Annotated in this window: 32 protein-coding genes and 2 tRNA genes; 22 read left to right on the top strand and 12 right to left on the bottom strand. The window is 59.9% G+C overall.

Translation table 11 applies throughout. From position 1 onward, the window contains the following. Position 1: 1 nt before the first annotated feature. The gene (locus V1283_RS17260; protein ID WP_334387649.1) at positions 2–1,234 is read right to left on the bottom strand and encodes a Zn-dependent hydrolase; all 1,233 of its coding nucleotides are present in this window, start codon (positions 1,232–1,234) and stop codon (positions 2–4) included. A 1,027-nt stretch (positions 1,235–2,261) separates the two neighbouring features. Further along, positions 2,262–2,336 (bottom strand) — tRNA-Glu (locus V1283_RS17255). Between the two features lie 235 nt (positions 2,337–2,571). On the opposite strand from V1283_RS17255, the gene V1283_RS17250 reads away from it, so the two are divergent. After that, complete coding sequence (locus V1283_RS17250; RefSeq protein ID WP_334387648.1) at positions 2,572–2,832, top strand: PilZ domain-containing protein; 261 nt, start codon at positions 2,572–2,574, stop codon at positions 2,830–2,832. An 80-nt stretch (positions 2,833–2,912) separates the two neighbouring features. After that, positions 2,913–3,164, top strand: a complete 252-nt coding sequence (locus V1283_RS17245; RefSeq protein ID WP_334387647.1) for a hypothetical protein — start codon at positions 2,913–2,915, stop codon at positions 3,162–3,164. A gap of 88 nt (positions 3,165–3,252) precedes the next feature. On the opposite strand, the gene V1283_RS17240 is transcribed toward V1283_RS17245, so the two are convergent. The 3 genes from V1283_RS17240 to V1283_RS17230 form a co-directional block, all read right to left on the bottom strand. Then, positions 3,253–3,900: a glutathione S-transferase family protein gene (locus tag V1283_RS17240; protein ID WP_334387646.1), complete on the bottom strand. Its 648-nt coding sequence runs from the start codon at positions 3,898–3,900 to the stop codon at positions 3,253–3,255. 192 nt (positions 3,901–4,092) lie between these two features. Next, positions 4,093–4,290 (bottom strand): hypothetical protein, encoded by a 198-nt coding sequence (locus V1283_RS17235; RefSeq protein WP_334393410.1) that lies wholly within the window; start codon positions 4,288–4,290, stop codon positions 4,093–4,095. 73 nt (positions 4,291–4,363) lie between these two features. Then, positions 4,364–4,816, bottom strand: coding sequence for a VOC family protein (locus tag V1283_RS17230; protein ID WP_214489464.1), 453 nt, complete (start codon positions 4,814–4,816; stop codon positions 4,364–4,366). Positions 4,817–5,504: 688 nt separating this feature from the next. On the opposite strand from V1283_RS17230, the gene V1283_RS17225 reads away from it, so the two are divergent. After that, positions 5,505–5,801: an HU family DNA-binding protein gene (locus V1283_RS17225; protein WP_094896974.1), complete on the top strand. Its 297-nt coding sequence runs from the start codon at positions 5,505–5,507 to the stop codon at positions 5,799–5,801. Between the two features lie 286 nt (positions 5,802–6,087). Then, positions 6,088–6,357, top strand: a complete 270-nt coding sequence (locus tag V1283_RS17220; RefSeq protein WP_334387645.1) for a hypothetical protein — start codon at positions 6,088–6,090, stop codon at positions 6,355–6,357. Positions 6,358–6,438: 81 nt separating this feature from the next. On the opposite strand, the gene V1283_RS17215 is transcribed toward V1283_RS17220, so the two are convergent. Beyond that, positions 6,439–6,600, bottom strand: a complete 162-nt coding sequence (locus V1283_RS17215; RefSeq protein WP_334387644.1) for a Flp family type IVb pilin — start codon at positions 6,598–6,600, stop codon at positions 6,439–6,441. Positions 6,601–6,841: 241 nt separating this feature from the next. Here V1283_RS17215 and V1283_RS17210 point away from each other — a divergent pair, with 241 nt between their 5' ends. Together V1283_RS17210 and V1283_RS17205 are read left to right on the top strand one after the other, a co-directional pair. Further along, complete coding sequence (locus V1283_RS17210) at positions 6,842–6,997, top strand: hypothetical protein (RefSeq protein ID WP_334387642.1); 156 nt, start codon at positions 6,842–6,844, stop codon at positions 6,995–6,997. A gap of 71 nt (positions 6,998–7,068) precedes the next feature. Then, positions 7,069–7,365 (top strand): putative quinol monooxygenase, encoded by a 297-nt coding sequence (locus V1283_RS17205; RefSeq protein ID WP_334387641.1) that lies wholly within the window; start codon positions 7,069–7,071, stop codon positions 7,363–7,365. A gap of 28 nt (positions 7,366–7,393) precedes the next feature. On the opposite strand, the gene V1283_RS17200 is transcribed toward V1283_RS17205, so the two are convergent. Further along, the gene (locus tag V1283_RS17200; protein ID WP_334387640.1) at positions 7,394–7,621 is read right to left on the bottom strand and encodes a hypothetical protein; all 228 of its coding nucleotides are present in this window, start codon (positions 7,619–7,621) and stop codon (positions 7,394–7,396) included. Positions 7,622–7,733: 112 nt separating this feature from the next. On the opposite strand from V1283_RS17200, the gene V1283_RS17195 reads away from it, so the two are divergent. Then, the gene (locus V1283_RS17195; protein WP_334387639.1) at positions 7,734–7,919 is read left to right on the top strand and encodes a hypothetical protein; all 186 of its coding nucleotides are present in this window, start codon (positions 7,734–7,736) and stop codon (positions 7,917–7,919) included. A 53-nt stretch (positions 7,920–7,972) separates the two neighbouring features. Here the strand turns inward: V1283_RS17195 and V1283_RS17190 are convergent, their stop codons facing one another. The 3 genes from V1283_RS17190 to V1283_RS17180 all read right to left on the bottom strand — a co-directional run bounded on the left by V1283_RS17190 (position 7,973) and on the right by V1283_RS17180 (position 9,469). Beyond that, entirely contained in the window at positions 7,973–8,167 is a 195-nt protein-coding gene (locus tag V1283_RS17190) for a hypothetical protein (protein ID WP_334387638.1), read from the bottom strand. Positions 8,168–8,337: 170 nt separating this feature from the next. Beyond that, the gene (locus tag V1283_RS17185; RefSeq protein ID WP_334387637.1) at positions 8,338–8,484 is read right to left on the bottom strand and encodes a hypothetical protein; all 147 of its coding nucleotides are present in this window, start codon (positions 8,482–8,484) and stop codon (positions 8,338–8,340) included. Positions 8,485–9,298: 814 nt separating this feature from the next. Further along, a complete protein-coding gene (locus V1283_RS17180) occupies positions 9,299–9,469 on the bottom strand; it encodes a hypothetical protein (RefSeq protein WP_334387636.1) in 171 nt (56 codons plus the stop codon). 313 nt (positions 9,470–9,782) lie between these two features. Here V1283_RS17180 and V1283_RS17175 point away from each other — a divergent pair, with 313 nt between their 5' ends. From V1283_RS17175 to V1283_RS17105, 15 genes are all read left to right on the top strand, one after another. Further along, on the top strand, positions 9,783–10,544 hold the full coding sequence (locus V1283_RS17175) for an SIR2 family NAD-dependent protein deacylase (protein WP_334387635.1): 762 nt from the start codon (positions 9,783–9,785) through the stop codon (positions 10,542–10,544). Between the two features lie 199 nt (positions 10,545–10,743). Further along, on the top strand, positions 10,744–11,409 hold the full coding sequence (locus tag V1283_RS17170; RefSeq protein ID WP_334387634.1) for a cold-shock protein: 666 nt from the start codon (positions 10,744–10,746) through the stop codon (positions 11,407–11,409). 178 nt (positions 11,410–11,587) lie between these two features. Next, on the top strand, positions 11,588–12,034 hold the full coding sequence (locus tag V1283_RS17165) for a DUF192 domain-containing protein (RefSeq protein WP_442895867.1): 447 nt from the start codon (positions 11,588–11,590) through the stop codon (positions 12,032–12,034). A 75-nt stretch (positions 12,035–12,109) separates the two neighbouring features. Continuing rightward, positions 12,110–12,186: transfer RNA gene (locus V1283_RS17160), tRNA-Pro, on the top strand. A 289-nt stretch (positions 12,187–12,475) separates the two neighbouring features. After that, positions 12,476–12,694 (top strand): helix-turn-helix transcriptional regulator, encoded by a 219-nt coding sequence (locus V1283_RS17155; protein ID WP_334387633.1) that lies wholly within the window; start codon positions 12,476–12,478, stop codon positions 12,692–12,694. A 118-nt stretch (positions 12,695–12,812) separates the two neighbouring features. Then, on the top strand, positions 12,813–13,028 hold the full coding sequence (locus V1283_RS17150) for a hypothetical protein (protein ID WP_334387632.1): 216 nt from the start codon (positions 12,813–12,815) through the stop codon (positions 13,026–13,028). Further along, positions 13,009–14,379: an AAA family ATPase gene (locus V1283_RS17145; protein WP_334387631.1), complete on the top strand. Its 1,371-nt coding sequence runs from the start codon at positions 13,009–13,011 to the stop codon at positions 14,377–14,379. The genes V1283_RS17150 and V1283_RS17145 overlap by 20 nt, the downstream gene beginning before the upstream one ends. Before the next feature lie 454 nt (positions 14,380–14,833). Then, on the top strand, positions 14,834–15,547 hold the full coding sequence (locus tag V1283_RS17140) for a hypothetical protein (RefSeq protein WP_334387630.1): 714 nt from the start codon (positions 14,834–14,836) through the stop codon (positions 15,545–15,547). 298 nt (positions 15,548–15,845) lie between these two features. Next, positions 15,846–16,379 carry a hypothetical protein gene (locus V1283_RS17135; protein WP_334387629.1) on the top strand — a complete coding sequence of 178 codons (534 nt, stop codon included), beginning with the start codon at positions 15,846–15,848 and terminating at the stop codon, positions 16,377–16,379. Further along, positions 16,379–16,963 (top strand): hypothetical protein, encoded by a 585-nt coding sequence (locus V1283_RS17130; protein WP_334387628.1) that lies wholly within the window; start codon positions 16,379–16,381, stop codon positions 16,961–16,963. Before V1283_RS17135 ends, V1283_RS17130 begins: the two co-directional genes overlap by 1 nt. Then, a complete protein-coding gene (locus tag V1283_RS17125) occupies positions 16,953–17,153 on the top strand; it encodes a hypothetical protein (RefSeq protein ID WP_334387627.1) in 201 nt (66 codons plus the stop codon). Before V1283_RS17130 ends, V1283_RS17125 begins: the two co-directional genes overlap by 11 nt. Further along, positions 17,140–17,664, top strand: coding sequence for an HK97 family phage prohead protease (locus tag V1283_RS17120; protein ID WP_334387626.1), 525 nt, complete (start codon positions 17,140–17,142; stop codon positions 17,662–17,664). The genes V1283_RS17125 and V1283_RS17120 overlap by 14 nt, the downstream gene beginning before the upstream one ends. Further along, positions 17,661–17,861, top strand: a complete 201-nt coding sequence (locus V1283_RS17115; protein ID WP_334387625.1) for a hypothetical protein — start codon at positions 17,661–17,663, stop codon at positions 17,859–17,861. Before V1283_RS17120 ends, V1283_RS17115 begins: the two co-directional genes overlap by 4 nt. 314 nt (positions 17,862–18,175) lie before the next feature. Beyond that, positions 18,176–18,511 carry a P27 family phage terminase small subunit gene (locus V1283_RS17110; RefSeq protein ID WP_334387624.1) on the top strand — a complete coding sequence of 112 codons (336 nt, stop codon included), beginning with the start codon at positions 18,176–18,178 and terminating at the stop codon, positions 18,509–18,511. Positions 18,512–19,740: 1,229 nt separating this feature from the next. Further along, on the top strand, positions 19,741–19,944 hold the full coding sequence (locus V1283_RS17105) for a hypothetical protein (RefSeq protein ID WP_334387623.1): 204 nt from the start codon (positions 19,741–19,743) through the stop codon (positions 19,942–19,944). A 186-nt stretch (positions 19,945–20,130) separates the two neighbouring features. Here V1283_RS17105 and V1283_RS17100 read toward each other — a convergent pair whose 3' ends face one another. Both V1283_RS17100 and V1283_RS17095 read right to left on the bottom strand, forming a co-directional pair. Further along, the gene (locus V1283_RS17100) at positions 20,131–20,460 is read right to left on the bottom strand and encodes a hypothetical protein (RefSeq protein ID WP_334387622.1); all 330 of its coding nucleotides are present in this window, start codon (positions 20,458–20,460) and stop codon (positions 20,131–20,133) included. A gap of 329 nt (positions 20,461–20,789) precedes the next feature. Then, positions 20,790–21,098: a hypothetical protein gene (locus V1283_RS17095; RefSeq protein WP_334387621.1), complete on the bottom strand. Its 309-nt coding sequence runs from the start codon at positions 21,096–21,098 to the stop codon at positions 20,790–20,792. Positions 21,099–21,131: the final 33 nt, after the last annotated feature.

Genomic DNA, 21,131 nt, shown 5'->3' with positions numbered 1-21,131 from the left:
CTCACCTCGCCAAAAGTCGCCGGCACGCTTCGACAAAGACCTCGGCCCCCATGACGATGTCGGCGTCAGCGGTGTTCTCGGTCCAGTGGTGAGAGATGCCGCCGATCGAGGGCACGAACAGCATGCCGGCCGGCATCACGGTCGCGAGAATCTGGGCGTCGTGACCGGCGCCGCTCGGCATGCGCAGTGACTTGCCGCCGGCAAAGGCTGCGCTGGCTTGTTCGATGGCCTGCTGGAAGACGACATCCATCAGCGCGGGCGCACCGGTGCGAATGCGCTCCACCGCGACGCTGCAGCGACCCTGTTTGTCGACTTCTGCGGCCATGGTGCGCAGCAGATCCTCCAGCCGCGCAATCACGGCCGGATCGTCGTCGCGAATCTGGAACAGCATTTCCGCCGCGCCGGGGATGATGCTCGGCGCGCCGGGATCGAGGGTGATACGGCCGGTGGTCCACACCGTGCGTGGGCTGCAGGCCGCCGGGAAGCGCTCGTCGATATCGACGCAAAATCTGGCGAGTGCGAGGCCTGCGTCCTTTCGGATGGCCATCCGCGTGGTGCCGGCGTGATTTTGTTCGCCCGCAAACGTGATGCGGTATTGCCAGATCCCGACGATGGACGTGACGACCCCAATCTTGAGGCCGCTGCTCTCCAGCGTCTCGCCCTGTTCGATATGGGCTTCGAGATATCCGATATGCCGACCGCGTTCGCACTGCGCGCGGGCGCGGCCGGCGAGGCCGGCGTCGCGCAGCGCGTCGCGCATGCTCCTGTCGTTGTTGCGGTCGCGCGCCGCGTCGATATCGGCTTCAGTGACGCCGCCGACATAGGAGCGGCTGCCGAGGAAGTGTCCGAAATGCCCTTCCTCGTCGCACCAGGACGCCACTTCGACCGCGCCGCTTGTATTCGGATCGCGATTGATGACGCGGGCGGCTTCGAGCGCATAGACCACGCCAAGCGGTCCATCGAGCCAGCCCGCATGGTTCTGGCTTTCGAGATGCGATCCCGCCAGCAGCTTTGGCCCTGACTTCGTGCTGGTGCCGAGGATGTTGCCGATGCCGTCGATCTCGCCCGTGAGACCGGCCTCGGGAAGCCGCTGCACCAGCCACGTTAGCGAGCCGAGATGCGGCTCGGAGAAAGTCGGCTTGTGAACGCCGGTCTTGTAGGCGCCGATGGCGCGCAGCGCGTGAAGGTCGGAGAGAACGCGGGCGCCGTCGGCGCGCAAGAGATTGTCAGCCATGGAGTTTTACGTACCTGCCCGTAGTTCTCCGGAGGAGAACAAAGTTCCTGATGTGGCTTCGCTGCAGTAGAACAAAGTTCCAGGGACATCGCCAGGTGGCTCTATTTTTTCCTCCGGAAAGCAACGCCAACGCGATGACTGCAAGCCATGCCACGATGACGAGCGCCGCCACCGCGCCGGCGGTTATTTTCGCCTTCTCCTTTAACGTGTAGTCGCGCATTGTTTCCGCAAAAAATGTGTGAGAACGAGTCCGTGGCTTGCGGGAGGATATTCACTCACGCCATCGCATCGGGAAAGAAATAGTTCTCGTTGTGCGCGTGGAAAGTTGCGATGCGAGCGCCACGGCCGCCGTTTCGGCCGGTCGCCAGCGGCGGCTCCGAGCGAACCGAAAGGCTTTGCTTCAGGCGTGATGGAAAGTCGCGTCGGCGCCGGGAGCGTTCGCCTCGCCGCATACTGGCCATGGCGCGATCTTCGGCTTGGCGGTTCTTCATCGCCGCGACGACCTGATCGGCAAACGCAATAGAGAATCGGTCGACGCTAGACGGTCAGCTTGAGGTGCCTTCGATCGGTATCCGACCTGGGCTTCGAATGCACGCACATGATCCCTCGGGCCTCGTGAGGAGGAGCCGTCAGGTGTCTGGCGGAAAGTAGGTCCGCAACGTCAGGCGGAGTACGAGGTAAAGTGCGATGCAGGTTGTGATTGCAATAGCGGCCGTATCCATTTTCCCTGTCCCTTATTCTTGCGCACTGATGTCCGTTTGCCGGACTATCAGCGGATGGAACCTGGGCCGTGAAAATGGTTCCCTTAAGCCTTGAACGTGGTCGCCTTCGGCTTTGAAAGTGTTTGCAACGTGATGGCGCTTCGGCGGGATCAGGTATCCGGCGGAAAGTACCACAGCGTCCATCGGACTGCGAAGGACAATGCGACGCGGATTGCGCCCGCGATGCTGCTGCCTCCGTGCGCACGCACTTATTGTCCATGTGTTGGACAGCGCTGCCGGCAGGGAAGGCTAGCCATTGAAATGGCTGGCGCTCCCTAGCGGAATCGAACCGCTCTCTCCACCGTGAAAGGGTGGCGTCCTAACCGATAGACGAAGGGAGCAAAACAACAGGAATATCAAGATGTTGTCTGCTTGATGAGCCATGTTGGCCGCCGGCCGTCATGTTTCATGGAGGCGGCGACGGGCGAACGTATAGTGGCGTTTGGCCGGGTGGGCAAGCCGCTCGAAAACCCGTTTTTTCGGCCGTTCTGGATCTCCGTCGACGCTCGGGATGGCGGGGATGCAACGGATTTTAAAGCCGCATGACGTAAGGCTGGGGTCGGGGGAACTTCCGACATGGCCTTGCTGTCGAGCAAAAAGCGCGAGTCGCGCAAATCATTGAGTCAGCCTGGGTGGATCACGCTTGAGGGCGGTTTTGCCGCGCGCCAATGCGTGGTGCAGGATCTGTCCACGACGGGGGCGAAGGTCACGATCGACGATCCCAATTCGCTGCCGGCGAAGTTGCGGTTGGCGTTTTCGCGCGACGCCAGAACCGGACGCCGCTGCGAGGTGGTCTGGCGCCGCGGCAAATCGGTCGGCGTCAAGTTCGTCCGCTAAAGCGTTTTCCGGCTTCTTGCCGGTTCATTCGGAACGGGCTCAGATCTGGCATCGATCCGCAAGCGGGGATAAAAGGCGGGATGCGAAAACCCCTCATGGTAATGATCGCCGTGTTGCTCCCTTCGGTTGCCGCGGCTGCCGAGCAGCCCCGTTCCCAAAAGCCCGACAAGGCGGCAGCGTCCGGCAAGCTGCTTCCGCTGAAGCGCTCAAATTCGGCCAACGCCTGCGCAGAGTACGGCACGGGCTTCGTCAAGATCGAAGGCACCAACACCTGCATGAAAATCGGCGGCGCGATAAGCGTCGGCGCCGGTGTGTCCAGCGGCTCGCGCTGACAAGAATGGCAACTTCCATCATGCCCGGGGACATCGGCGCGAAGACACGCTTCGCGCTTTTGCCCGGGCACGACACGCTTCAAGGTGCTTACGTCATCGGTGGCGCGACGAACTTGACGAAGCCGGGACGCGCCGCGAACTGCGCAAACCAGCGATCGAGGTTCGGCAGTGTTGGCTTGGTGACGCCCTCGACGCCCAGCCAGCGCCGCGCATAGGCGCCGAGCGCGATGTCGGCGATCGTGAATTGGTCGCCTTCGATGAAGCGCCGTGTCGCCAGTTGCGCCTCGACGATCCGCCACACCACGGCTTCCGCATCGACATCCTTCTGGATCGCGACCATGTCGCGCTTTTCGGCCGGCGTTCGCACCAGCGCCCAGAACACCGGCCGGTCGACCGGCTGCAGCGTCGACAGCGTCCAGTCGAGCCAGCGGTCAACGCCGGCGCGCGCCTTCGGCTGTGAGGGGTAGATCGGCGAACTCTCGCCATAGGCCATGCAGAGATAGCGCATCACCGAATTGGATTCCCACAGCACGTAGTCGCCGTCGACCAGCGTCGGCACGCGGCCGTTCGGATTCATCGCCAGATACGGCGCCTCGGTGTTCTTGCCGAACTGCATGCCGGCATCGATGCGCTCATAGGCAAGATCGAGTTCGGCAAGGCACCACAGCACTTTTTGTACGTTGACCGAATTGGCCCGGCCCCAGATGGTGAGTTGTTGCTTCTTGTTGTCGGCCACGCGTTGTCGCTCCCGTTGATCCGTGTGAGGCGTTCATAGCCGAAGATCAACGAAAATGCGCGCGGTTTGCGGCAGGACACGGTTGCAAAATCAGGCTTACAAAAATCAGGCTCCGCCGCAGTGCGACAGAGCCCCGATTCTCACTCAACGCGTCCTCACTCAACGCGTCGTGGTCTGGCGTCAGTCAGCCGGTCAGTGGCCGAAGAACAGCCATAGCAGAATGATCACTGGAATAGGCACGCCAAGCAACCAAAGCAGAATTCCTCGTCCCATCATTTCCTCCTCAAAATACATCGAGGAGAAAACGCGCGATGTCACGGCCAGTTCCTGCGCAGAAAAGAAGCCTGCGCAAAGGAACGTTTTAGGATTTCGGAATTCCGCGAGCGACAATCCAATCCGCGTCCGCGCGTGTCTCGAGCCGGTAGCTCAGATGCCGGACGTGCACGAAGACGTTGTACAAGGCCTACCAGTGGCCGGTGTTCGGCATCGAGGTCCACGGCTCCGCCGGCGGCTTCGGTTCGCCCTTCTGCAACAGCTCGATCGAATGCAGATCGGGCGAGCGCACGAAGGCCATGTTGCCGTCGCGCGGCGGCCGGTTGATGGTGATGCCGGCCTTCATCAGGCGGTCGCAGGTGGCGTAGATGTCGTCGACCTCATAGGCGAGGTGGCCGAAATGACGGTCCTCGCCGTATTTCTCCTCGTCCCAATTGTAGGTGAGTTCGACCAGCGGCGCGCCGCGGTTCTGCGGCGCAGCCTTGAACAGGCCTTCGTCTTCGGGCGCGCACAGGAACACCAGCGTGAACCGGCCCTTGTCGTTGTCGACCCGGCGTACTTCCTTCAGCCCCAGCGCGTCCTGGTAAAACTTCATCGCGGTGTCGAGATTGCGGACGCGCAGCATGGTGTGGAGATAACGCATTTTCTTATCCTCCTGAGAACATTAAGAGATTTTGTTTTGGTTCGGGCCGTTCGGGGCACTAAATAGCAGCAAATCGCATCAGAGGGCAGGCTTACCCGTGACTTTTGCGTGCCACTCGTCCTCGGTCTTTTCGCCCGGATTACTGACGGGCCGATTTTCGAGGATGCGCGGTATTGGCCTGCGTCGTTCTTGGTCTGCTACGCGTTCTCGATTCCTCCTCTACTCGTTACAGCGTGGATAGGCCGCCGACTTTCTCGTTCGCGTGGTCTAGCGGGCTTCTGAATTGCAACCGGGCTCTATTACATCCTCATGCATGAGGGTGGCTCGGCAGAAGATGCAAAGAAGTTTCAGCGGCACTGGTTCAGTGTTGGACTTGTGTGGGGTTTACCAGCGCCGGTGTGTTCGTGGCTGGCGGGTAAAGAGATGGCTCAGGAAGGACCGTACCAATGAATATTTCTGTGAGTTCGGTCATCCTGCCACTCTCCAAACAAGCCATGATAAGTACCACCGGGACGCCGTAGCCTGGGTGGCGAGGTCCGCACCCACGCCCAACTGCTGCTTGCGTTTTGGGCCTCTATGGGTTTTAAGCCCGGTGACCTTATGACCGTAGGCATGAATCAGAAGCGCGCCGCGTGGTTTCGCCGGGTCCTAAGCAGAGTTACGTAAATCGCGCAAAAGGAATTCAGAAATGGCGAAGATGACGAAAACTCAATTGATCGACGCAATTGCCGAAGGCACGCAGCTTTCAAAGAATGATGTGAAGTCGGTCATCGAGTACATGGCGACTGTTGGGTACAAAGAGCTCAATGAGTCCGGTGAGTTCGTTATTCCGGGCTTTGCGAAAATGTCTGTGGTGAACAAGCCTGCTACCGAAGCCCGGATGGGCGTCAATCCGTTCACGAAGGAGCCGATGCAGTTCGCGGCGAAGCCGGCGAGCAAGTCGGTGAAGGCTTCACCGCTGAAGGTGGCGAAGGACGCTGTTTAAATTCCGAGGCGGGGCGAAGCCCAGGCGGGCGGCGTGGTGGCGCTGTTGTTGGCTTTTGAATTCACAGCCCTCGGAATTCGTTATTGAGACAGCTCCCCACCATGCGGGCGCTGCTCCGCTTGACGATGTAACCCAGACGTCGTTAGCCGCTTTTTGGAACTGCCTTGAATCACCGGAACGCAACTCGGTTGCTTAAAAACTCAAAAATTAACCGGGGTGCGGAACAGCAAGTTCCTGCAACACCCTCGTTCGGCAAGCGTTAACCCGGCAACGGAAAGGAGCGCATATGCGAAAGATAGGACTTACTCTCGCAGCCGTTGCCGCGCTTGCGACAACCGCTGTCGTAAACTCTCCCGCTGAGGCGCGTGGCGGCCGTAACGCGGCCATCGGCTTTGGCGTGGCAGCTGGTGTTCTAGGCGCGGCCGCGGCAGCCAATGCGGCCAATAACGGTTACTACTATGGCCCGAGTTACGGCTACTACGGTGGTGGACCGTATGCGTATGACGATGGGCCGCGATACTATCGCCGCCACTATCGGTACTACGACGGTTGGTAAGGAAGAGCCCGGAGCAATCCGGGCTTTTTCTTTGCGCGTAGGGACGTGCGTCGTTTTAATCCTTAATCGTCACCTGACGCGTCAGGGCAGGGTCAATGCAGGTATGAGACTCTCGAACAGTGCGACGAGCCTTTGACCGGTCATCCCGACCGCGGCGATAATGGCCAGGGCGATAAACCCGGCGATGAGACTGTATTCGATGGCGGTCGCGCCGTTCTCATCGCGCAGAAATTTCCGAAGCATTCATGGTCTCCCGAGCTCTGACAAAGACGGTGTGGCACGCCCAAGTTGCTATTAGAAAAAGCAAAAGCGTAAAATTGTAGGATATTCGCGGCGCCAAGGGGCTTGAAGCGCGTTCGGGCGCGGCTCTGTTTTTGGATGATTATCTTTTGGCGAGCCGGAACGCCGCGTGTCACCAGCGTGATCCCTCACACATACGCGATTGGGCTCTCCCTCCATCGTGGTGCCAACGGAGGGATCGACCATGTACCTGCTTTACGGCCTGCTCATTCTCGCGATGATTTTCTTTTTCGTGCTGCCAATTACCGACGCCAGGACGGCCCGAATGAAATTGTCCGTGGTGGGCAGCCTCGGCGTGCTGTTGGCGGTATGCGCTGTGGTGCCGCGCCTGATACACTGACGGACAGTTCAGCCCGCCTCGACGCCGAACGGCGCCCGCAGGACGCGGGCCGGAGCGCAACGGGGGAACGCATGATTCTCGTAACGGGCAGTATTCTGGCGCGCGAGGAGGCATTCGACGATGTGCTCCGCGCGTGCCTGGAGCATGTCGAGCGGTCGCGCAAGGAGCCAGGCTGCATCTCGCATGATGTGCATGTCGACTGCCAGAACCCGATGCGGCTGTTCTTCTTCGAGCAGTGGGCTGACGAGGCGGCGCTGCGTACGCATTTCGCCGTCGAAGGCTCGAAGGCGTTTGTAAGATCGCTCAAGGGCCGGATCGTCGAGACATCAGGGACGAAGATCTATCGCGCCGAGGCGATACCGCGATAACAACCGCCGCCTGCGCAGAAAGCCATCGCTAGAGCAGGGGATTGTACAGCCAGTCTTCGGGCCAGAACCTGTTTCCGATCCAGCCGAGGCCCGCCACCACCGCAAAAAAGACGACCGCGGTCGGGATCAATTCGTCGATCGCAAAGGCTGTGGCCAGCAGCGGGCCGGCCAGATGCGCCGTCAGCCCGGCAAAGCCGATCCCGATGCCGAACAGCACGGCTTGAATGATCCAGACCATCATGTCCCGAAGCAGCATCATGCCTCGACGATAGCGCCGGCGCAGGCGAAACGGATGTGACCGGACGCACAGTGCTGTTCTGTCGGCCCGCTAACCTTCGCGTATCGGCTTTCATCCTGGGAGGCTTAAGATGCTGGCATGGGTTTTATTGGTCGCGAATATGCCGACGATCGTGTGTACGATTTGCTCCGCCTTCCTCGCTTACAAGGAAAGGCCGCAATGGGTCTGGTTCGCTGGATTAGCGGTGCTCGCCGGCATAGGCGGCCTGCTCACGCTCGGTGTCGTGCACGCACAACAGTCCGCATGGCGATCGTGAGCGAGAAGGGCCGGACGCCGTCTAGCCTCGGCGCAAAATTGGTATTCGTCAGGTCAGACCTTGACGTCCACCAGGGACGGTTCTTCGGTCTGTAAATCGGCAAGGGCCGTTTCTAGCGCGGCTGCCTTGGCGTGGTAGACGGCCTGAAGATCCTGGTTGATCGTCATCGGTGGCGCCTTGGCGTTCTGATCGACGACGAGTTGTATTCTGGCCTGCGTCACTTCAACCGGCATTGGGTAAATGACCATGGGATAACCCTCCTGCGCAAAATCTGTCAGGTGGTCATTTACGCTTTGTAAAGAGGTTCGGTTAACGGCGCGGCATTTCAGGGAGGTTCGGTAAATGGAGGCTTAAGTTTCCATGTCCGGCGTCGAAAAAATTTATAGCGTTTTCGAGCGAAAGCCTGAATCGAAGCGAGCTAATGAGTTTGTTCCAGCCGCTCGGCATAGAGGCGGAATTCCTCGGCCATCTCGATCAGCTTCTTTGAGGCTTCCGGATCCTTGACGGCTTCGGCCAGCTGCCGGGCTCTGTTGGACTGGTCTCGGTAATGGTCGGCTTGGGTCATGGCAGCACCTTTTTAGATGAGTACGGATGACGTCAAAAAGGTTCGACGTCCGTCCGCGCAGCACGCGCGAGGGACGGTTCGGTGAGGCCAACTTCGTCGGGTGAGTGCGTGGAAAAAGCAGCGAGGTAACAGTATCTTAAGAGAGCAGCGGCGCCGGAAAACGCACCCCCTGTTCGTTCCAGGAGAACAAAAGGAGTCTTCCGCTTTCAACCCCGTGATCGGCGCTGCATGGTGGTCGGCCTGCTGTTTTGCCTTGCCTTGCCTTTGTCGTCATCAGCTTTTCGTTGCGGTCGCAAGCTGAAGGCGGTCATGCCCTGGTCAAGGCCGACAGGCTCGTCCGCACCGCGCGTGAACCGCACAAGGCAAACCAGCGCTCCGACGGTTGGGGCACTTAACGATCCGGGAATTTCTTATCTGGCGATCGGTGATAGGTCGCGATGGCGATGAAGCCGGCATAACCGATCACATTGATCAGAATTTCCATCCACACGGGCATGACGCACCTTTCCCCGCAGACAAACTCCGCAAGGGCCGTGTTAGTTCCTGCATAATCCGACGGTCAGACCCGCGCGATCGCATGGCTCGCGATCGCACACGGCTGGCAGTCCGCGAAAACGAAAACCCCGCCCACATTCGAAGATGCAGACGGGGTCTTTCATGCTTCACCTCTCGCAAGGTTGCTGCACTTAAAATAAAAACGTCGACGCATAGGCTCCGTTCCTGCCGTTACCGGAATTCTCTCTTGCGGTTCCACGCGACTTATTTCGTCGGCGACAACGGCGAAGGCGCCGGGCAAGCTTCTGCCGGTTCCGCCTCAACGCCAGAACGAGAGCCGGCCCGATCCGTTCAGCGCATTGGCCAGGGTCGTCTCGTAATACTCCTCGCGCTCGCGTTCGAACTTCTGCTGGGTTTCCCTGAAGCTCGCGACGCGCGCTGCGATTTCGGCGCGGTCGCGCGCGAGTCTTTCTTCCTTCGTCATCGCCATCCGCTGTCTTGTTTGATTCGCGCTCCGCCATCATTGGCGCGCGCGAATGAGGCGCGAATGCGGAAGCGAGGTTGCAGCATTGTGATGCCTGCCGTTGCGAAGCGAAGGCGGTGGATAAGCTATGGCGTATTCTTGTCGCTCACGTGAGTTCCCGTCAGCGAAAGAGAGCCGAAGGAACAGGTCGCCAAGCCGCGTGATCAAGGCAGATTGATGCGCGTGCTTATAAGGCGGCCTGATAGCGGCCGACCCGACGATGCGGCATGAAACGGCCGTGCTATAATCCGCACGCCCCAACCATTCGGAAATATCAGCGGTGATCGCCAAGGATTTGCACAGCGGCGTCGAGCAGCTCGGCAACATGATCGCCGAAGCGGCGTGTATCGTTCCCTTTACCGGAGCCGGCATTTCCACCGAATGCGGGATTCCGGATTTCCGCTCGCCCGGCGGCCTGTGGACCCGTAACCGCCCGATCGCGTTCGACGAATTCGTCTCCAGTGCCGATGCGCGGACCGAAGCCTGGCGGCGGCGCTTCGCGATGGAAGAGACTTTTGCAGCGGCGAGGCCCGGCCGCGGGCATCGCGCGCTGGCCTCGCTCTACAAGGCCGGCAAGACCCCGGCGATCATCACCCAGAACATCGACAACTTGCATCAGGCGTCAGGCTTCAAGGCCGATGACGTCGTCGAACTGCACGGCAACACTACCTATGCCCGCTGCATCGGCTGCGGACATGCCTATGATCTTCCTTGGGTAAAGGCGCGTTTCGAGGAAACCGGCAGCGCCCCCGACTGCTCCATCTGCGATGAGCCGGTGAAGACCGCGACGATCTCGTTCGGGCAGGCGATGCCGGAAGATGCGATGCGCCGCGCCACCGAACTGGCGCAGCAGTGTGACCTCTTTCTGGCGATCGGATCGTCGCTAGTCGTTTGGCCGGCCGCAGGCTTTCCGCTGATGGCCAGAAACAGCGGCGCGAAGCTGGTCATTATCAACAATGAGCTGACGGAACAGGACGATATCGCCGATCTGGTGATCCGTTTCGACATCGGCGAGACGCTCGGACCGTTCGTAGGCAATTGATCGCCAACTGATTCGCGCCTGTGCAACCTGTTCATAGCCCCCGCAATTTTGTTTTTTTTAGCTATGCGCGGCAGGCGAGAGTGTTATCTTTTGATTCGAGAGATTCGCGCGGCGTTGCATGAGTGTCATCGATGAGCGCGTGTTCCGGTCCCGCCAGGGCGATGGCGGGCCGCTTTTTTGAAGTGTGGGGTCCGGGGTCATGGGGTCGGACGAATTTGTGTCCAAGAAGCTCGGGGGGCCGCCGTCAGGCGGGACAGGGCAAAACAGACTTGGACCAGGCGAATACGCAACCGGAGCGCAACGCGATCCGGCGGTGGATGCTTTGTCGGGGCTCGGCGATTCCGCCGCCAACCTTGTCGAAATATCCGGCGTCATCAAATGGTTCGACGCTTCCAAGGGTTATGGCTTCATCGTTCCGGACAATGGCTGGCCCGACGTGCTGCTGCATGTCACCGTGCTGAGGCGCGACGGCTATCAGACCGCCTATGAAGGCGCGCGGCTGGTAGTCGAGTGCGTGCAGCGGGCAAAAGGCTATCAGGCGTTCCGGATCGTCTCGATGGACGAATCGACGGCGATCCATCCGGCGCAAATGCTGCCGCCACGGACCCATGTCAGCGTTACGCCGACCAGCGGGCTGGAGCGGGCGCAAGTCAAATGGTTCAACCGGCTGCGCGGTTTCGGCTTCCTGACCTGCGGCGAGGGTACGCCCGACATTTTCGTCCACATGGAAACGCTGCGCCGCTTCGGCATGACCGAGCTGCGTCCGGGCCAGTACGTGCTGGTGCGCTTCGGGCCCGGGTCCAAAGGCATGATGGCGGCCGAGATCCATCCCGAGACCGGCCCGTCGGCGCTGTCCTCGCATTGATACCCTGACACCGCTGACGGAAACGTGAGCCGGACGCCGCGCACCCGCGCGGCGGCCTCTGGCATTTGCCGCAATCGTCGGGTTAGGGTTCCCCGGCAATTCCCAGGTATCCAGCATGAGTGCATTGATGAATTTCGCTTTGATGGTTGCGCGGCTTCGCATCGGCGGCCGCCTGGTGATGTCGCTGGCTGCGGCATCCGCCGTGCTTGTCATGCTCTGCGCCAATCCTCCCGCGAGGGCCGCGAGCGTTCAGCCACTCGAGATCGCCACCAAGTCAGGCGTGCGGGTGTTCTCGGTCGAGATGGCGACGACGGAAGAGGAGAAGACCACCGGACTGATGTACCGGAAGGAGCTACCTGACGGTAAAGGCATGCTGTTCGATTTCTCGCCGGAGCAGCAGATCTCGATGTGGATGAAGAACACCTATATCTCGCTCGACATGATCTTCATCCGCGCCGACGGCCGCATCCTGCGGATCGCCGAAAATACCGAACCGCTCTCCACCAGAATCATCTCGTCAGGCGGGCTCGCCAAGGGCGTGCTGGAAGTCATTGCGGGCACAGCGCAAAAGTATGGAATTCAGCCCGGCGACCGGGTGGCGCACCCGCTCTTCAACAAGCACTGAGCCCTTCAGATCGCCTTGCAGATCGCCTTGATGGCCGGGGTTTAAGCGTGTATCGACGCATTTCCCAGCACAGATCGGGGTATAGCGCAGCCTGGTAGCGCGGCAGTTTTGGGTACTGCAGGTCGTTGGTTCGAATCCAGCTGCCCCGACCAACTAAATCAATGACTTAGCATAAACCAGAGGAGCTGAGTTTCTTACGAATCGCCACCGGGTAGCCACCGGGGCAACCCTTGATGGGCATGGGGCCGAAATATTTTTTTCTGGCTCGGCAACCGTTTTCGCGCTCTCAGGGCCTAGCCTGTTGCACCGATCGGAATTCGGCGGCGCACACCGAAATCGACGGGACTGATTTAGTATTTTTCGCCACCGATCGTACTACGTCTGTATACGCCGACTGGCCCTGGCCGGGGCGCCGATATCCCTCCCTCACGGGGGTCTTTCGTGAACTTCCTATCAATCGACGATGTTTCGGCCCTGACCGGCCTGTCGGCCTCGACGCTCGCCAAGCGCCGCATGGCTGGCACCGGTCCGGCCTTCTTCAAAATCGGGCGTACCGTTAGGTATGCCGCAGCCGATGTCGACGCCTGGATAATGACCCGGCGGCGAACCTCAACATGGGCCGCCAACGACAACAAGCAGAGCGGCGCCCAAGCCGCCTAGACCCCAGCACGATCGGCCTCAATACCCGCCGAGTGCACCGCTCCGAAGGAGCTGCCCCTTAGAGGGGATTCCCACCTTGAAGATACTTTCAATAAGGCCATCGCCTCCGGGCTCGACGGTGCTCGCGCGTTTCGATCTCGAACTGAACCAGCACATTCGGCTGTTCAATCTCGCGCTTCGTCAGCGTGGCGATGAGCCGGCGCACGTCATGGCGCCGAACGCCTTCCAAGAGCGCACCGCCGGCTTCTCTGCGTCCTTCAATAAGGCGCTTGCCGAACTCGCCCTAAATTCCCTCGTGGAGCTACAGACCGAAAATGACACCCGTAAATATTAAAGAGATAGAGGCCTCGATTGCACGCTCTGATGAGGATCGCGACACACTCGTCAAGTTCCGCGACGTCAATTGCGCTGGTAGCGGAGAAATCGTTAGAAGCGAATCTGGCGCCTGGCTTCTGATCGGCGCGCTGTACGAAGGCGGGTTGTGCGACCTCGAACTAAAGGCGGATGGCACAGCGGCGATTAAGAACAGCTATCGCGCCTCGGGGCGCGCTCGTGGGAAGCAGTCGGCGCCGGTTGCCGCGAACGACAACAAACCTCCCGCGACATATCCCGGCATTCAATCTAGCGCTGACTTTATCCGAGGTTTTACGCCTCCAGACTACCACGTCGACGGCATTTCTCAGAAGGGATATCTCTACTCGACGACCGCAATGACTGGCACGGGCAAGACGGCTGTTCTGCTCTTGCTTGCAGCCTTGACTATGATGGGGAAGCCACTCGGAGACCGCGAGGTTGAAAAGGGTCGCGTCGTGTACTTCGCGGGCGAAAACCCGGACGATGTTCGTATGCGCTGGATTGCAATGGCGCACCACTTGGACTTCGATCCCAACTGCGTTGACGTCCACTTCATTGCCGGAACATTCAGCGTCGCCGAGATGTTTGAGCGCATCAAGGCCGACGTCGAGAAGATTGGCGATGTAGACATGATCGTCGTCGATACCAGCGCCGCATATTTCCATGGTGATGACGAGAACTCCAATACACAGCTTGGCGCCCACGCTCGCAACTTGCGCAGGCTTACAACCTTGCCCGGCAAGCCCTCGGTATATGCCGCGTGCCATCCCGTGAAGAACGCAGACCCATCGAACTTACTGCCGCGCGGCGGTGGTGCGTTCATTGCGGAGGTGGATGGCAACCTCACACTCAACAAGGGCGAGACCGTCAAGCTCCACTGGCAGGGGAAGCACCGCGGACCTGACTTTGACCCGATTCACTTCGAATTGAAGACAGTCACAGCGCCGTCGTTGGTGGACAGCAGGGGCAGGCCGGTGCCGACCGTAATGGCTGAGGCGCTGACGAAGGGTGAGAGCATCAAGCGAGCCGACAAAGCGCGCAACGATGATGACGAGGTGTTGCTCGCGATCGAGCGCGGCAAGGGCGCTTCGCTTGCCGAGTTGGCTGAGTTCCTTTGTTGGTACACGTCCAGCGACGCCCCCCACAAGGACCGTGTTCGCCGCGCAAAGGACCGTCTCTACGGCAAAAAGTTGGTTGACGCCGCACGGCGTGGGGGGTGGCAGTTGACCCGTAAAGGCGCTGAGGCCGCCGTAGAGGCCCGCACGGATAAGCACAGTGCGGAATCCGCATCAAAGTTGGCAGCCCGCCTCTTGCGTAATCGCGATGGCTGACCGCGCGCCAACCGTGCGCGCACGAAACTAACGCACCCGGCCGCACGATATGACGAATATCATATCATCTACAAGGACTTACACGAATGAGCGCGGCGCGCGATTTGAACCAAACAACCACTGTTTGCTGTGTGGTGTGTGATTCATCACACCCACACACAGGGAGATATCGTGCGGGAACACCGTGCGCCCTTCTCTCTAGGGGGCGGCAACACGCACGATATGCAGATAAATTCAACAACGGCAATGATTTAGCAGCCGTGCGAGAACGAAAAACGTGCGCACGATTTCCGCACGGGCAGGCGGGCCAACACCCTAGAGCCAACACTCCCGCTACCGGCCCATCAACGAAAATGTCGCATCCGCAAAACTGAGAATCTAGATCGGCCCCGCGCCGACAGCACAGAGCCGCACCAAGACGGCCAATAAGCACAGCACCACGTCGAGGACTAAAATGCACCACGCAAACGACAATGGCCCGGTACAGGCCGGCGACTTCCCAGATACCCCAGAAGGCCTGGCCGCCCGCCGTGCCTGGCTGGAAGCCGCCCCAGCAACACATGCCACACACCGCGCTCAGTCGCCCTGTGCGACGTGGGCCAAGCGGGAGGGGGATGAAGCCACGTTCTTCGGCCTCCGGCTTTGGCGGGACCTGAACGCGCCTCCGCGTATGGCCGCGAACGACAATGAGGAGGACGAGCCAGATGAGGCCAATGAGCCGCGGTCGCTGCCCAACCTGGACCGCGAGCTGATTGACGTCAGCGCGAAGCAGATCATCTATGCCCATGAACACGGGATGACGCGCTGGGTCGACAACAGGCTGGTGAAAGTGTGGAACGGCCACAAGTGGGTTGGGCCGGAGGCCGAGTTCGGCGAGGTACGACAACGCAAGAGCGATAAGGCCGACACCGAGCACTTCGACGCCGAGATACCAGATGCGCAAATGGAGTTGGCTCGGGCGATGGACGCCGAACGGCTGCGCAACAGGCTGGGCCACAAGATGGTTGCCGTCCTGGACATGGCGTCATCGGATAGCACTCTGGCTGAGATCGGGGAGCATCTGGGTTTCGGCGGCCAGTATGCCCCCAGGATGGCCGGGAGAGAGGTTCGTGCGGCGGTGGCTGCCCTGAACGCAGCGCTGGCAGAAGAGGGGCGGCAGGCGGCTTAGATTCTGCGTGATTCCCCCGCAGCGCGCCTTGCCCGCGCGTTATTCTGGACGACCGCGCCCAAAGTAGCCCTCGCGCAGCGGCCGCAACCACGAGCCACGACAAGGGCGTGTACGCTCGCAGAGCGGCCAAACCCTTTAGCACTTATCAGGCTGCGTCTTGTAGCCCGACGTGATGTGCACTTGGCGCGCTGGCCTCCACCCGGCGCCGCCCTTTTCCCGACGACCGCGGAAGTAACGGCGTCGGCTTTTATTTAGCCAACTAATCGCAATTCCTAAATCTGAAAGGAGAGCGGCCCCAATGGCCACACTCAACAATACGCTCGACGCAATCGAGCGTCACATCGGATTCCCGCGTTCGCGGAGCACTGGAATCGCCAGGCGTTTGCAGGAGGCCGACCTTTTGCCTTCTGGCATGCCCGGCGTCCCTCCCAAATTGGATCAGGCGGACGTATGCCTGCTGCTGGCCACCCTCATGAGCGCGCCCAAATTGCACGAAGCCGTGGATCATGCGCGTGCCTATGCGGGGATGACACCTGGTGGCGCAGTCTTGTCGGCTGATGCACCGGATTCTATTCCGCGCTCGGCGCTTGAGTATCTGGAATTGAAATCCGAGATCGTTATCAGCGGCGAGCCCGACGCCGTGGAAGACGTCCGCGGCCACCGTTTCGAATTCGTCCACGGCTGGCGTGAGCTTTCAGCACACACCCCCGAAGGCACGGTGACCCGGTTCGTTCTGCCGGGAAAGTTGGCGTCGCATCAACAGGCGCCGCACCGCATCGCTGGCGTGGTGAAGGGCGAGGCATTCGTAGAATTGATGAAGGAAATTTTCTGATGGCACCACTTTTGAAAAAGACTGCGGCAGAACCGTTCCGCGTCCCGTCATTGGCGGAATCGAGCCAGGAATATGCTGGTCTGACCGCTAAACAGACTGAGCTACATAACCGCTACACCGAACTCCGCGCTGAGCGCACAAAACTTAACGGCGAAATTGAAGCGGAGAAGGCGGCCGGCGGTCAGAGTGTCGCGCCCGAAGTTGCGCGGCTTCTCGGGGATCCCGAGGACTCTGTTACGGGATTGTCGCAGCGGCTCCGCGCGGTGGCGACTGAGATGGGAAACATCGAAAGCGCGCAAGAAATTCTACGTCGCAGGATGGAAGAAGCGCGCGGTAGAGCCAGCGCGATGGTTTGTGCAACCGTGCGGCCTGAATACGATCGCCGCCTTGGTGTTCTGTGCAAGTTGCTGAGCGAGGTAGAAACCGCCCGCCAATCGCACGATGAATTGCTTGACGACTTGGAACGCGAGGATGTTGCGAAAAGCTACTTGCGGCCGGTGATTCCGTTCTTTCTTGGTGATCGAAACGACGGCCATATTCCGCGGTTCATGCGTGAAGTGACGGAGGCTGGCTATGTCAACTGACCATCGCGCCCTTGAGAAGGCTGACGAGCGACGAACCAAAACGAAGCGGCGCATCTCCATCCGTGGCAAATATTATAAAACGGACGACACGGATCCGATCGCAATTGCACGCGCATTGAGGAAAGAATCTAAGCTCGGTAAGCGCGAGGCGCGCTTGGAGCAGGCGGAGGCAAAGGTTGGTCGACGCTAAGACTATTTGGGGTTACGCCGTTCTGTGGGACACCAGCACAACCATCGCAAACGAATTCCGCGAGAAGTTCGCAAAGGGCTCCCTAACGCGCAGCATCGCAGAGGATGACGTGAGGATGCTACTCGACCACGACTCTGGCCGTGTCGTCGGGCGCACGTCCTCGGGGAGCCTTCGTTTGCGGGAAGATGCCCTCGGACTTCGATACGAGGTTGATGTCAATCTGGACACGCCGGATGGACAATCGCTTGCCGGAACCGTTGGCAGGCGAGATGTGTCCGGGATTTCGCCCTCGTTTATCGTGAGGGCGGAGAGTTGGGATGATGGTGGCAGCAGGTTGCCGCTCCGCACCATCACCGATGCGCGTCTGGTCGAAATAAGCGCTGTCGCGTGGCCTGCTTACCCGCAGACAACCGCCGTGATGCGTTCCACCACCGCCGCGGCCAACGACGCGGCAGCGAAAAGTCGGATAGCGGCCCGGCGTGAGGCAATGCGCAAGCGGGGGATGCTATGAGGGTTGGATCCCTGCAGCGCGTTGTCTGTGACGATGGCGTGGGCCGGCTACGGCTGGTCGACGACACCGGAGCCCATTTCGTCATCACTCGCAAGATGATGCGTGAAACTGGCGTCGTCAGGCCGCTGGCCGGCGCCACGTTTGAATTCTTGGTAACGAGCGATGGGCACGCAGCCCAGTTGCGGGCGATATCGTGATTGCTGTTGAGCGGTACGCTGCCGAGTTCGCCACCACGGATGGACGAGGGCGGCAGACCTGGCAATCATGCGACGTTGTCGGGATATGCGGAGAGCCGAACGACATGCAGTTCATTGTGGTTGTTCGTGGTCCGATTGAATACGTCGATCGTGTTCCGGAAGTGCGTCGACCGCTGCCGTCAGCGGAGCCGCTGTAGCCCTACCGGGGGAGGGGTGCCAAATGGCCTTCCAAGATTGCGCGCCGCGCACCGGTGCCAAACCTCTTCAGCCGCGCGCGCTGCCCCGGTTCAACAAAAATTTTGGAGACCTTGGCTGTGACCGCCAAAACACCCGCCCACCTTCGGCCGGCCACCGGCAAGTGGTGGCGCTCTGTAAACGCCGATTTCGACCTTGATCCGCATCATGTCCGATTACTCACGCTGGCCGCAGAGGCATGGGATCGTGGGCAGCAGGCGCGCGAGATCATCGACGCCGAGGGCATGACGTTCATCGACAGGTTCGGCAGCCCGAAACCTCGCCCAGAAGTCGCGATTGAGAGGGACTCCCGGATTGGATTCGCCCGGTTGCTGCGCGAGCTGGCGCTTGATGGCGTTGACGGGCCTGAGGCGCCGCGCGCGCCTCGCACACCCGATTATGGAAACCGCCGCTAGTGCCGGTCAGGAAACGACGGAAAAAACGTACGCAAGCGGCCGGTCTCGATGAGTGGTCGTGTGCGTTTGAGTCCGAATTCGACCTTTTCGGCGACTTGGACGGACTAGTTCAGACGGATGCCCACGGTCGTCCTTCCCGGCAGGATGCAGAGGATGCGTGGCAACGGTTCGGCGGTGCGTTCCTGGCGGAATTCGAGACGCGCGGTGGGCACTTCGTGCCCTGGGCGTTGCGGGAATTCGGCGAGCCGCGCTGATGCCCGCCCGACAAAGACGAAACAAGCGCAGCCGTTCTGCGCACATCACACCCGAGGCAATCCAACTTTTCCGGCGCGGCCTCGACAATCCACACGACCAGGACATCAGAATCGCCCTTGCCGCCGCGCTAGGCCGGAGCAAGTTCCGCGCGAGCCCGCTGGATCTCAAGCCACGATCGTTGATCGGCTGCGACACAGAGCCTGTCGAGGTCGCGCTCGGGCTTCGGGCGCAGCTGCGGAGCCGGATATGACCAGCCAGATTGACGCAACTCGGGGCGAAACATGCGACCGCCAAGGCGAGGACACGCCGTAACCACACGCGCCACCCTGTGCTGCATGTCGTCATGCCGGGGCTTGAAGTGGCGAGGCGACGCTCGACCCGGATTTCGACGAACCGGAAACGGCCGACGCGGAGTTCGCCAGGTGGCGTTGGCCAGAACGTGACGATGCCTAACCTGCCAACCACGACGGTTTGAGCCGACCGCCGCGAAGTGCTTGATCCAATGCCTTCGCCTCTCGGACTTTTCCCGTTGGGATACCGAGCTGAGTATGGGAGTAATCACATTGCCGAGTCAGCATAATTCGTCGTTGTCGCTGCGATCTGATGGCAGGGAATGTGGTGCACTGGCCCTACAATGGTATTTTCGAACCAAAGGAGATCGATGGGTTCATTGCTGCGAAATAGCGGTAACCGTTGCGCTTAGTGGATTGCGGCGATCCAATTTATCGCAAGAAGAAATTGACGAGTGGGCCGCCGGCTTCAGACAGGCTCTCGGAAACTTACCTGGAGCCGACGAGATCTTGGAAGCCACCTAACTGTCCTTCGGAATCTTTCGCTCGCGGAGGATTTTCATGAACGTTAGATTGCTATCCTTATGATCCCAAGCCGCCTTGATGTGCGCTGTCAATCTCGGGCGGTCGTGGTCGATAGTACTGACCCACAAGTTCGGATCGTATTCGTATACTCGGAGCATATTGTCGACGTCGAAAATTGGCGCGGTGCCTTTTGAGCGGATGAGGGCGATCGGTTTATCCTCGGCTAAGGTAGCGACGCTAGTAGGTGCGCTGCCGCACGATCCGCTGCCGGGCTGGCTGAACCGCCTGCGCGACTCGTTCGCGGAGGATATCTACGCGCTGCCCGCGCTGTCGGCTTGCGATAGAGTCGAAGCGGCGGAGTAGAGCCACTCTCCGCGGCCAGTCATGGCCTGATACCCATCAAGCCCGTGCCGCTAAGGCGCCTCGTCAGAAATGGCGGGGCGTCTTTATATAAAGGCTGGTTTCCAAAAGCTGGGAGAGAAAGCGGGGAAGCCAGGCGCATGCTTGCGGCTGCGGCGTCGCCTGCGCGGTGGGAGCCGGCAGTGTGCATTAGAGCGTGACTTGGTTGAGGATCGCGTCCGCAATTCGCTTCAGAACATCGGGCGATTCCGACTTGGCACCGCTAAAAATATGGAAACGAAGGATCAGAGAAGGACGGGTGTCCTTTTTACCTTTACCGTCCGCCATTGAAAGTGGACCAAAATATTGCAGGCTGCAATTGTCTTCGGTGGAGAGTTCCAGACCACGAGATTTTGCTTCTTCGGTCAGATCCGTGATGCGATGATGCTGCCATCTATCTTCTAAAGCATCCCTGTTCGCCAAAGGATTCTTGCTCGCCAAATACGCCTTCAACGCGCATTCGATCGCATGATAGACCAAGAATAGCCTAACCCAAGTTTCGCTGACCTCACACGATGCCCTGAGGAAGTTGGTTGCAATAGCGCTATACTCGCGCGTGACACGATTACCCGCGCTTCCAGCACTAAGGAAGTGAATTGGCTTGCGAACCATCCCCGCGGGCCCGTGGTAAATTGAGGATGCGGAATGAATGTCCGCGCCGAGATAACATACGAAGCAATTTCGGATACGCAATGCCGCTCTGTGATAACTATCAACTCGCTCGTCAGACCGAGCGGAGCGTCAGTTGCCACCGATTGGTTCTGGTGTCCCTCTCCACCAACCGGCGGATGGCAGGCGACCTGTGGCGGTCAATCGGCGACCTTTTTGATGGCCGCCCTGTCCCTCCAAATACCTACTCTGTTTCCGATCGCCACCCCAACAACGGGCAGGACATAATATGCAGATACACCGATCGCGCCGCCCAAGGCCGCAACCCCTACACCGCCAACCAACAATCCAATGAGAAAACCTGCCGCTGCTCCAAAAATTGACCAGTAAAATTCTTTCGGCCTAGCTTTTCGAAAGTCTGAGACCGCGCCAATCCAGCGTTTAATTGCATTTGACAACGTCAAATTCCTCCCTGCGCCAAGATAAGTGTTTATTTTTTTGGTCTTCAATCCCAACTCCACCAGCCTGCGAATCGCTGTCCG

It is taken from the genome of Bradyrhizobium sp. AZCC 2262 (assembly GCF_036924535.1).
Taxonomy (GTDB): domain Bacteria; phylum Pseudomonadota; class Alphaproteobacteria; order Rhizobiales; family Xanthobacteraceae; genus Bradyrhizobium.
Note: the sequence above shows the minus strand (reverse complement) of the source record. Positions and strands in the feature narration are given on the sequence as shown.

Coding starts and splice junctions, on each gene's coding strand:
- V1283_RS17260 (WP_334387649.1), bottom strand. CDS start 1,234: ATGGCTGACAATCTCTTGCGCGCCGACGGCGCCCGCGTTCTCTCCGAC.
- V1283_RS17250 (WP_334387648.1), top strand. CDS start 2,572: ATGGCCTTGCTGTCGAGCAAAAAGCGCGAGTCGCGCAAATCATTGAGT.
- V1283_RS17245 (WP_334387647.1), top strand. CDS start 2,913: ATGCGAAAACCCCTCATGGTAATGATCGCCGTGTTGCTCCCTTCGGTT.
- V1283_RS17230 (WP_214489464.1), bottom strand. CDS start 4,816: ATGCGTTATCTCCACACCATGCTGCGCGTCCGCAATCTCGACACCGCG.
- V1283_RS17225 (WP_094896974.1), top strand. CDS start 5,505: ATGGCGAAGATGACGAAAACTCAATTGATCGACGCAATTGCCGAAGGC.
- V1283_RS17220 (WP_334387645.1), top strand. CDS start 6,088: ATGCGAAAGATAGGACTTACTCTCGCAGCCGTTGCCGCGCTTGCGACA.
- V1283_RS17215 (WP_334387644.1), bottom strand. CDS start 6,600: ATGCTTCGGAAATTTCTGCGCGATGAGAACGGCGCGACCGCCATCGAA.
- V1283_RS17210 (WP_334387642.1), top strand. CDS start 6,842: ATGTACCTGCTTTACGGCCTGCTCATTCTCGCGATGATTTTCTTTTTC.
- V1283_RS17205 (WP_334387641.1), top strand. CDS start 7,069: ATGATTCTCGTAACGGGCAGTATTCTGGCGCGCGAGGAGGCATTCGAC.
- V1283_RS17200 (WP_334387640.1), bottom strand. CDS start 7,621: ATGCTGCTTCGGGACATGATGGTCTGGATCATTCAAGCCGTGCTGTTC.
- V1283_RS17195 (WP_334387639.1), top strand. CDS start 7,734: ATGCTGGCATGGGTTTTATTGGTCGCGAATATGCCGACGATCGTGTGT.
- V1283_RS17190 (WP_334387638.1), bottom strand. CDS start 8,167: ATGGTCATTTACCCAATGCCGGTTGAAGTGACGCAGGCCAGAATACAA.
- V1283_RS17185 (WP_334387637.1), bottom strand. CDS start 8,484: ATGACCCAAGCCGACCATTACCGAGACCAGTCCAACAGAGCCCGGCAG.
- V1283_RS17180 (WP_334387636.1), bottom strand. CDS start 9,469: ATGGCGATGACGAAGGAAGAAAGACTCGCGCGCGACCGCGCCGAAATC.
- V1283_RS17170 (WP_334387634.1), top strand. CDS start 10,744: ATGGGGTCGGACGAATTTGTGTCCAAGAAGCTCGGGGGGCCGCCGTCA.
- V1283_RS17165 (WP_442895867.1), top strand. CDS start 11,588: ATGTCGCTGGCTGCGGCATCCGCCGTGCTTGTCATGCTCTGCGCCAAT.
- V1283_RS17145 (WP_334387631.1), top strand. CDS start 13,009: ATGACACCCGTAAATATTAAAGAGATAGAGGCCTCGATTGCACGCTCT.
- V1283_RS17140 (WP_334387630.1), top strand. CDS start 14,834: ATGCACCACGCAAACGACAATGGCCCGGTACAGGCCGGCGACTTCCCA.
- V1283_RS17135 (WP_334387629.1), top strand. CDS start 15,846: ATGGCCACACTCAACAATACGCTCGACGCAATCGAGCGTCACATCGGA.
- V1283_RS17130 (WP_334387628.1), top strand. CDS start 16,379: ATGGCACCACTTTTGAAAAAGACTGCGGCAGAACCGTTCCGCGTCCCG.
- V1283_RS17125 (WP_334387627.1), top strand. CDS start 16,953: ATGTCAACTGACCATCGCGCCCTTGAGAAGGCTGACGAGCGACGAACC.
- V1283_RS17115 (WP_334387625.1), top strand. CDS start 17,661: ATGAGGGTTGGATCCCTGCAGCGCGTTGTCTGTGACGATGGCGTGGGC.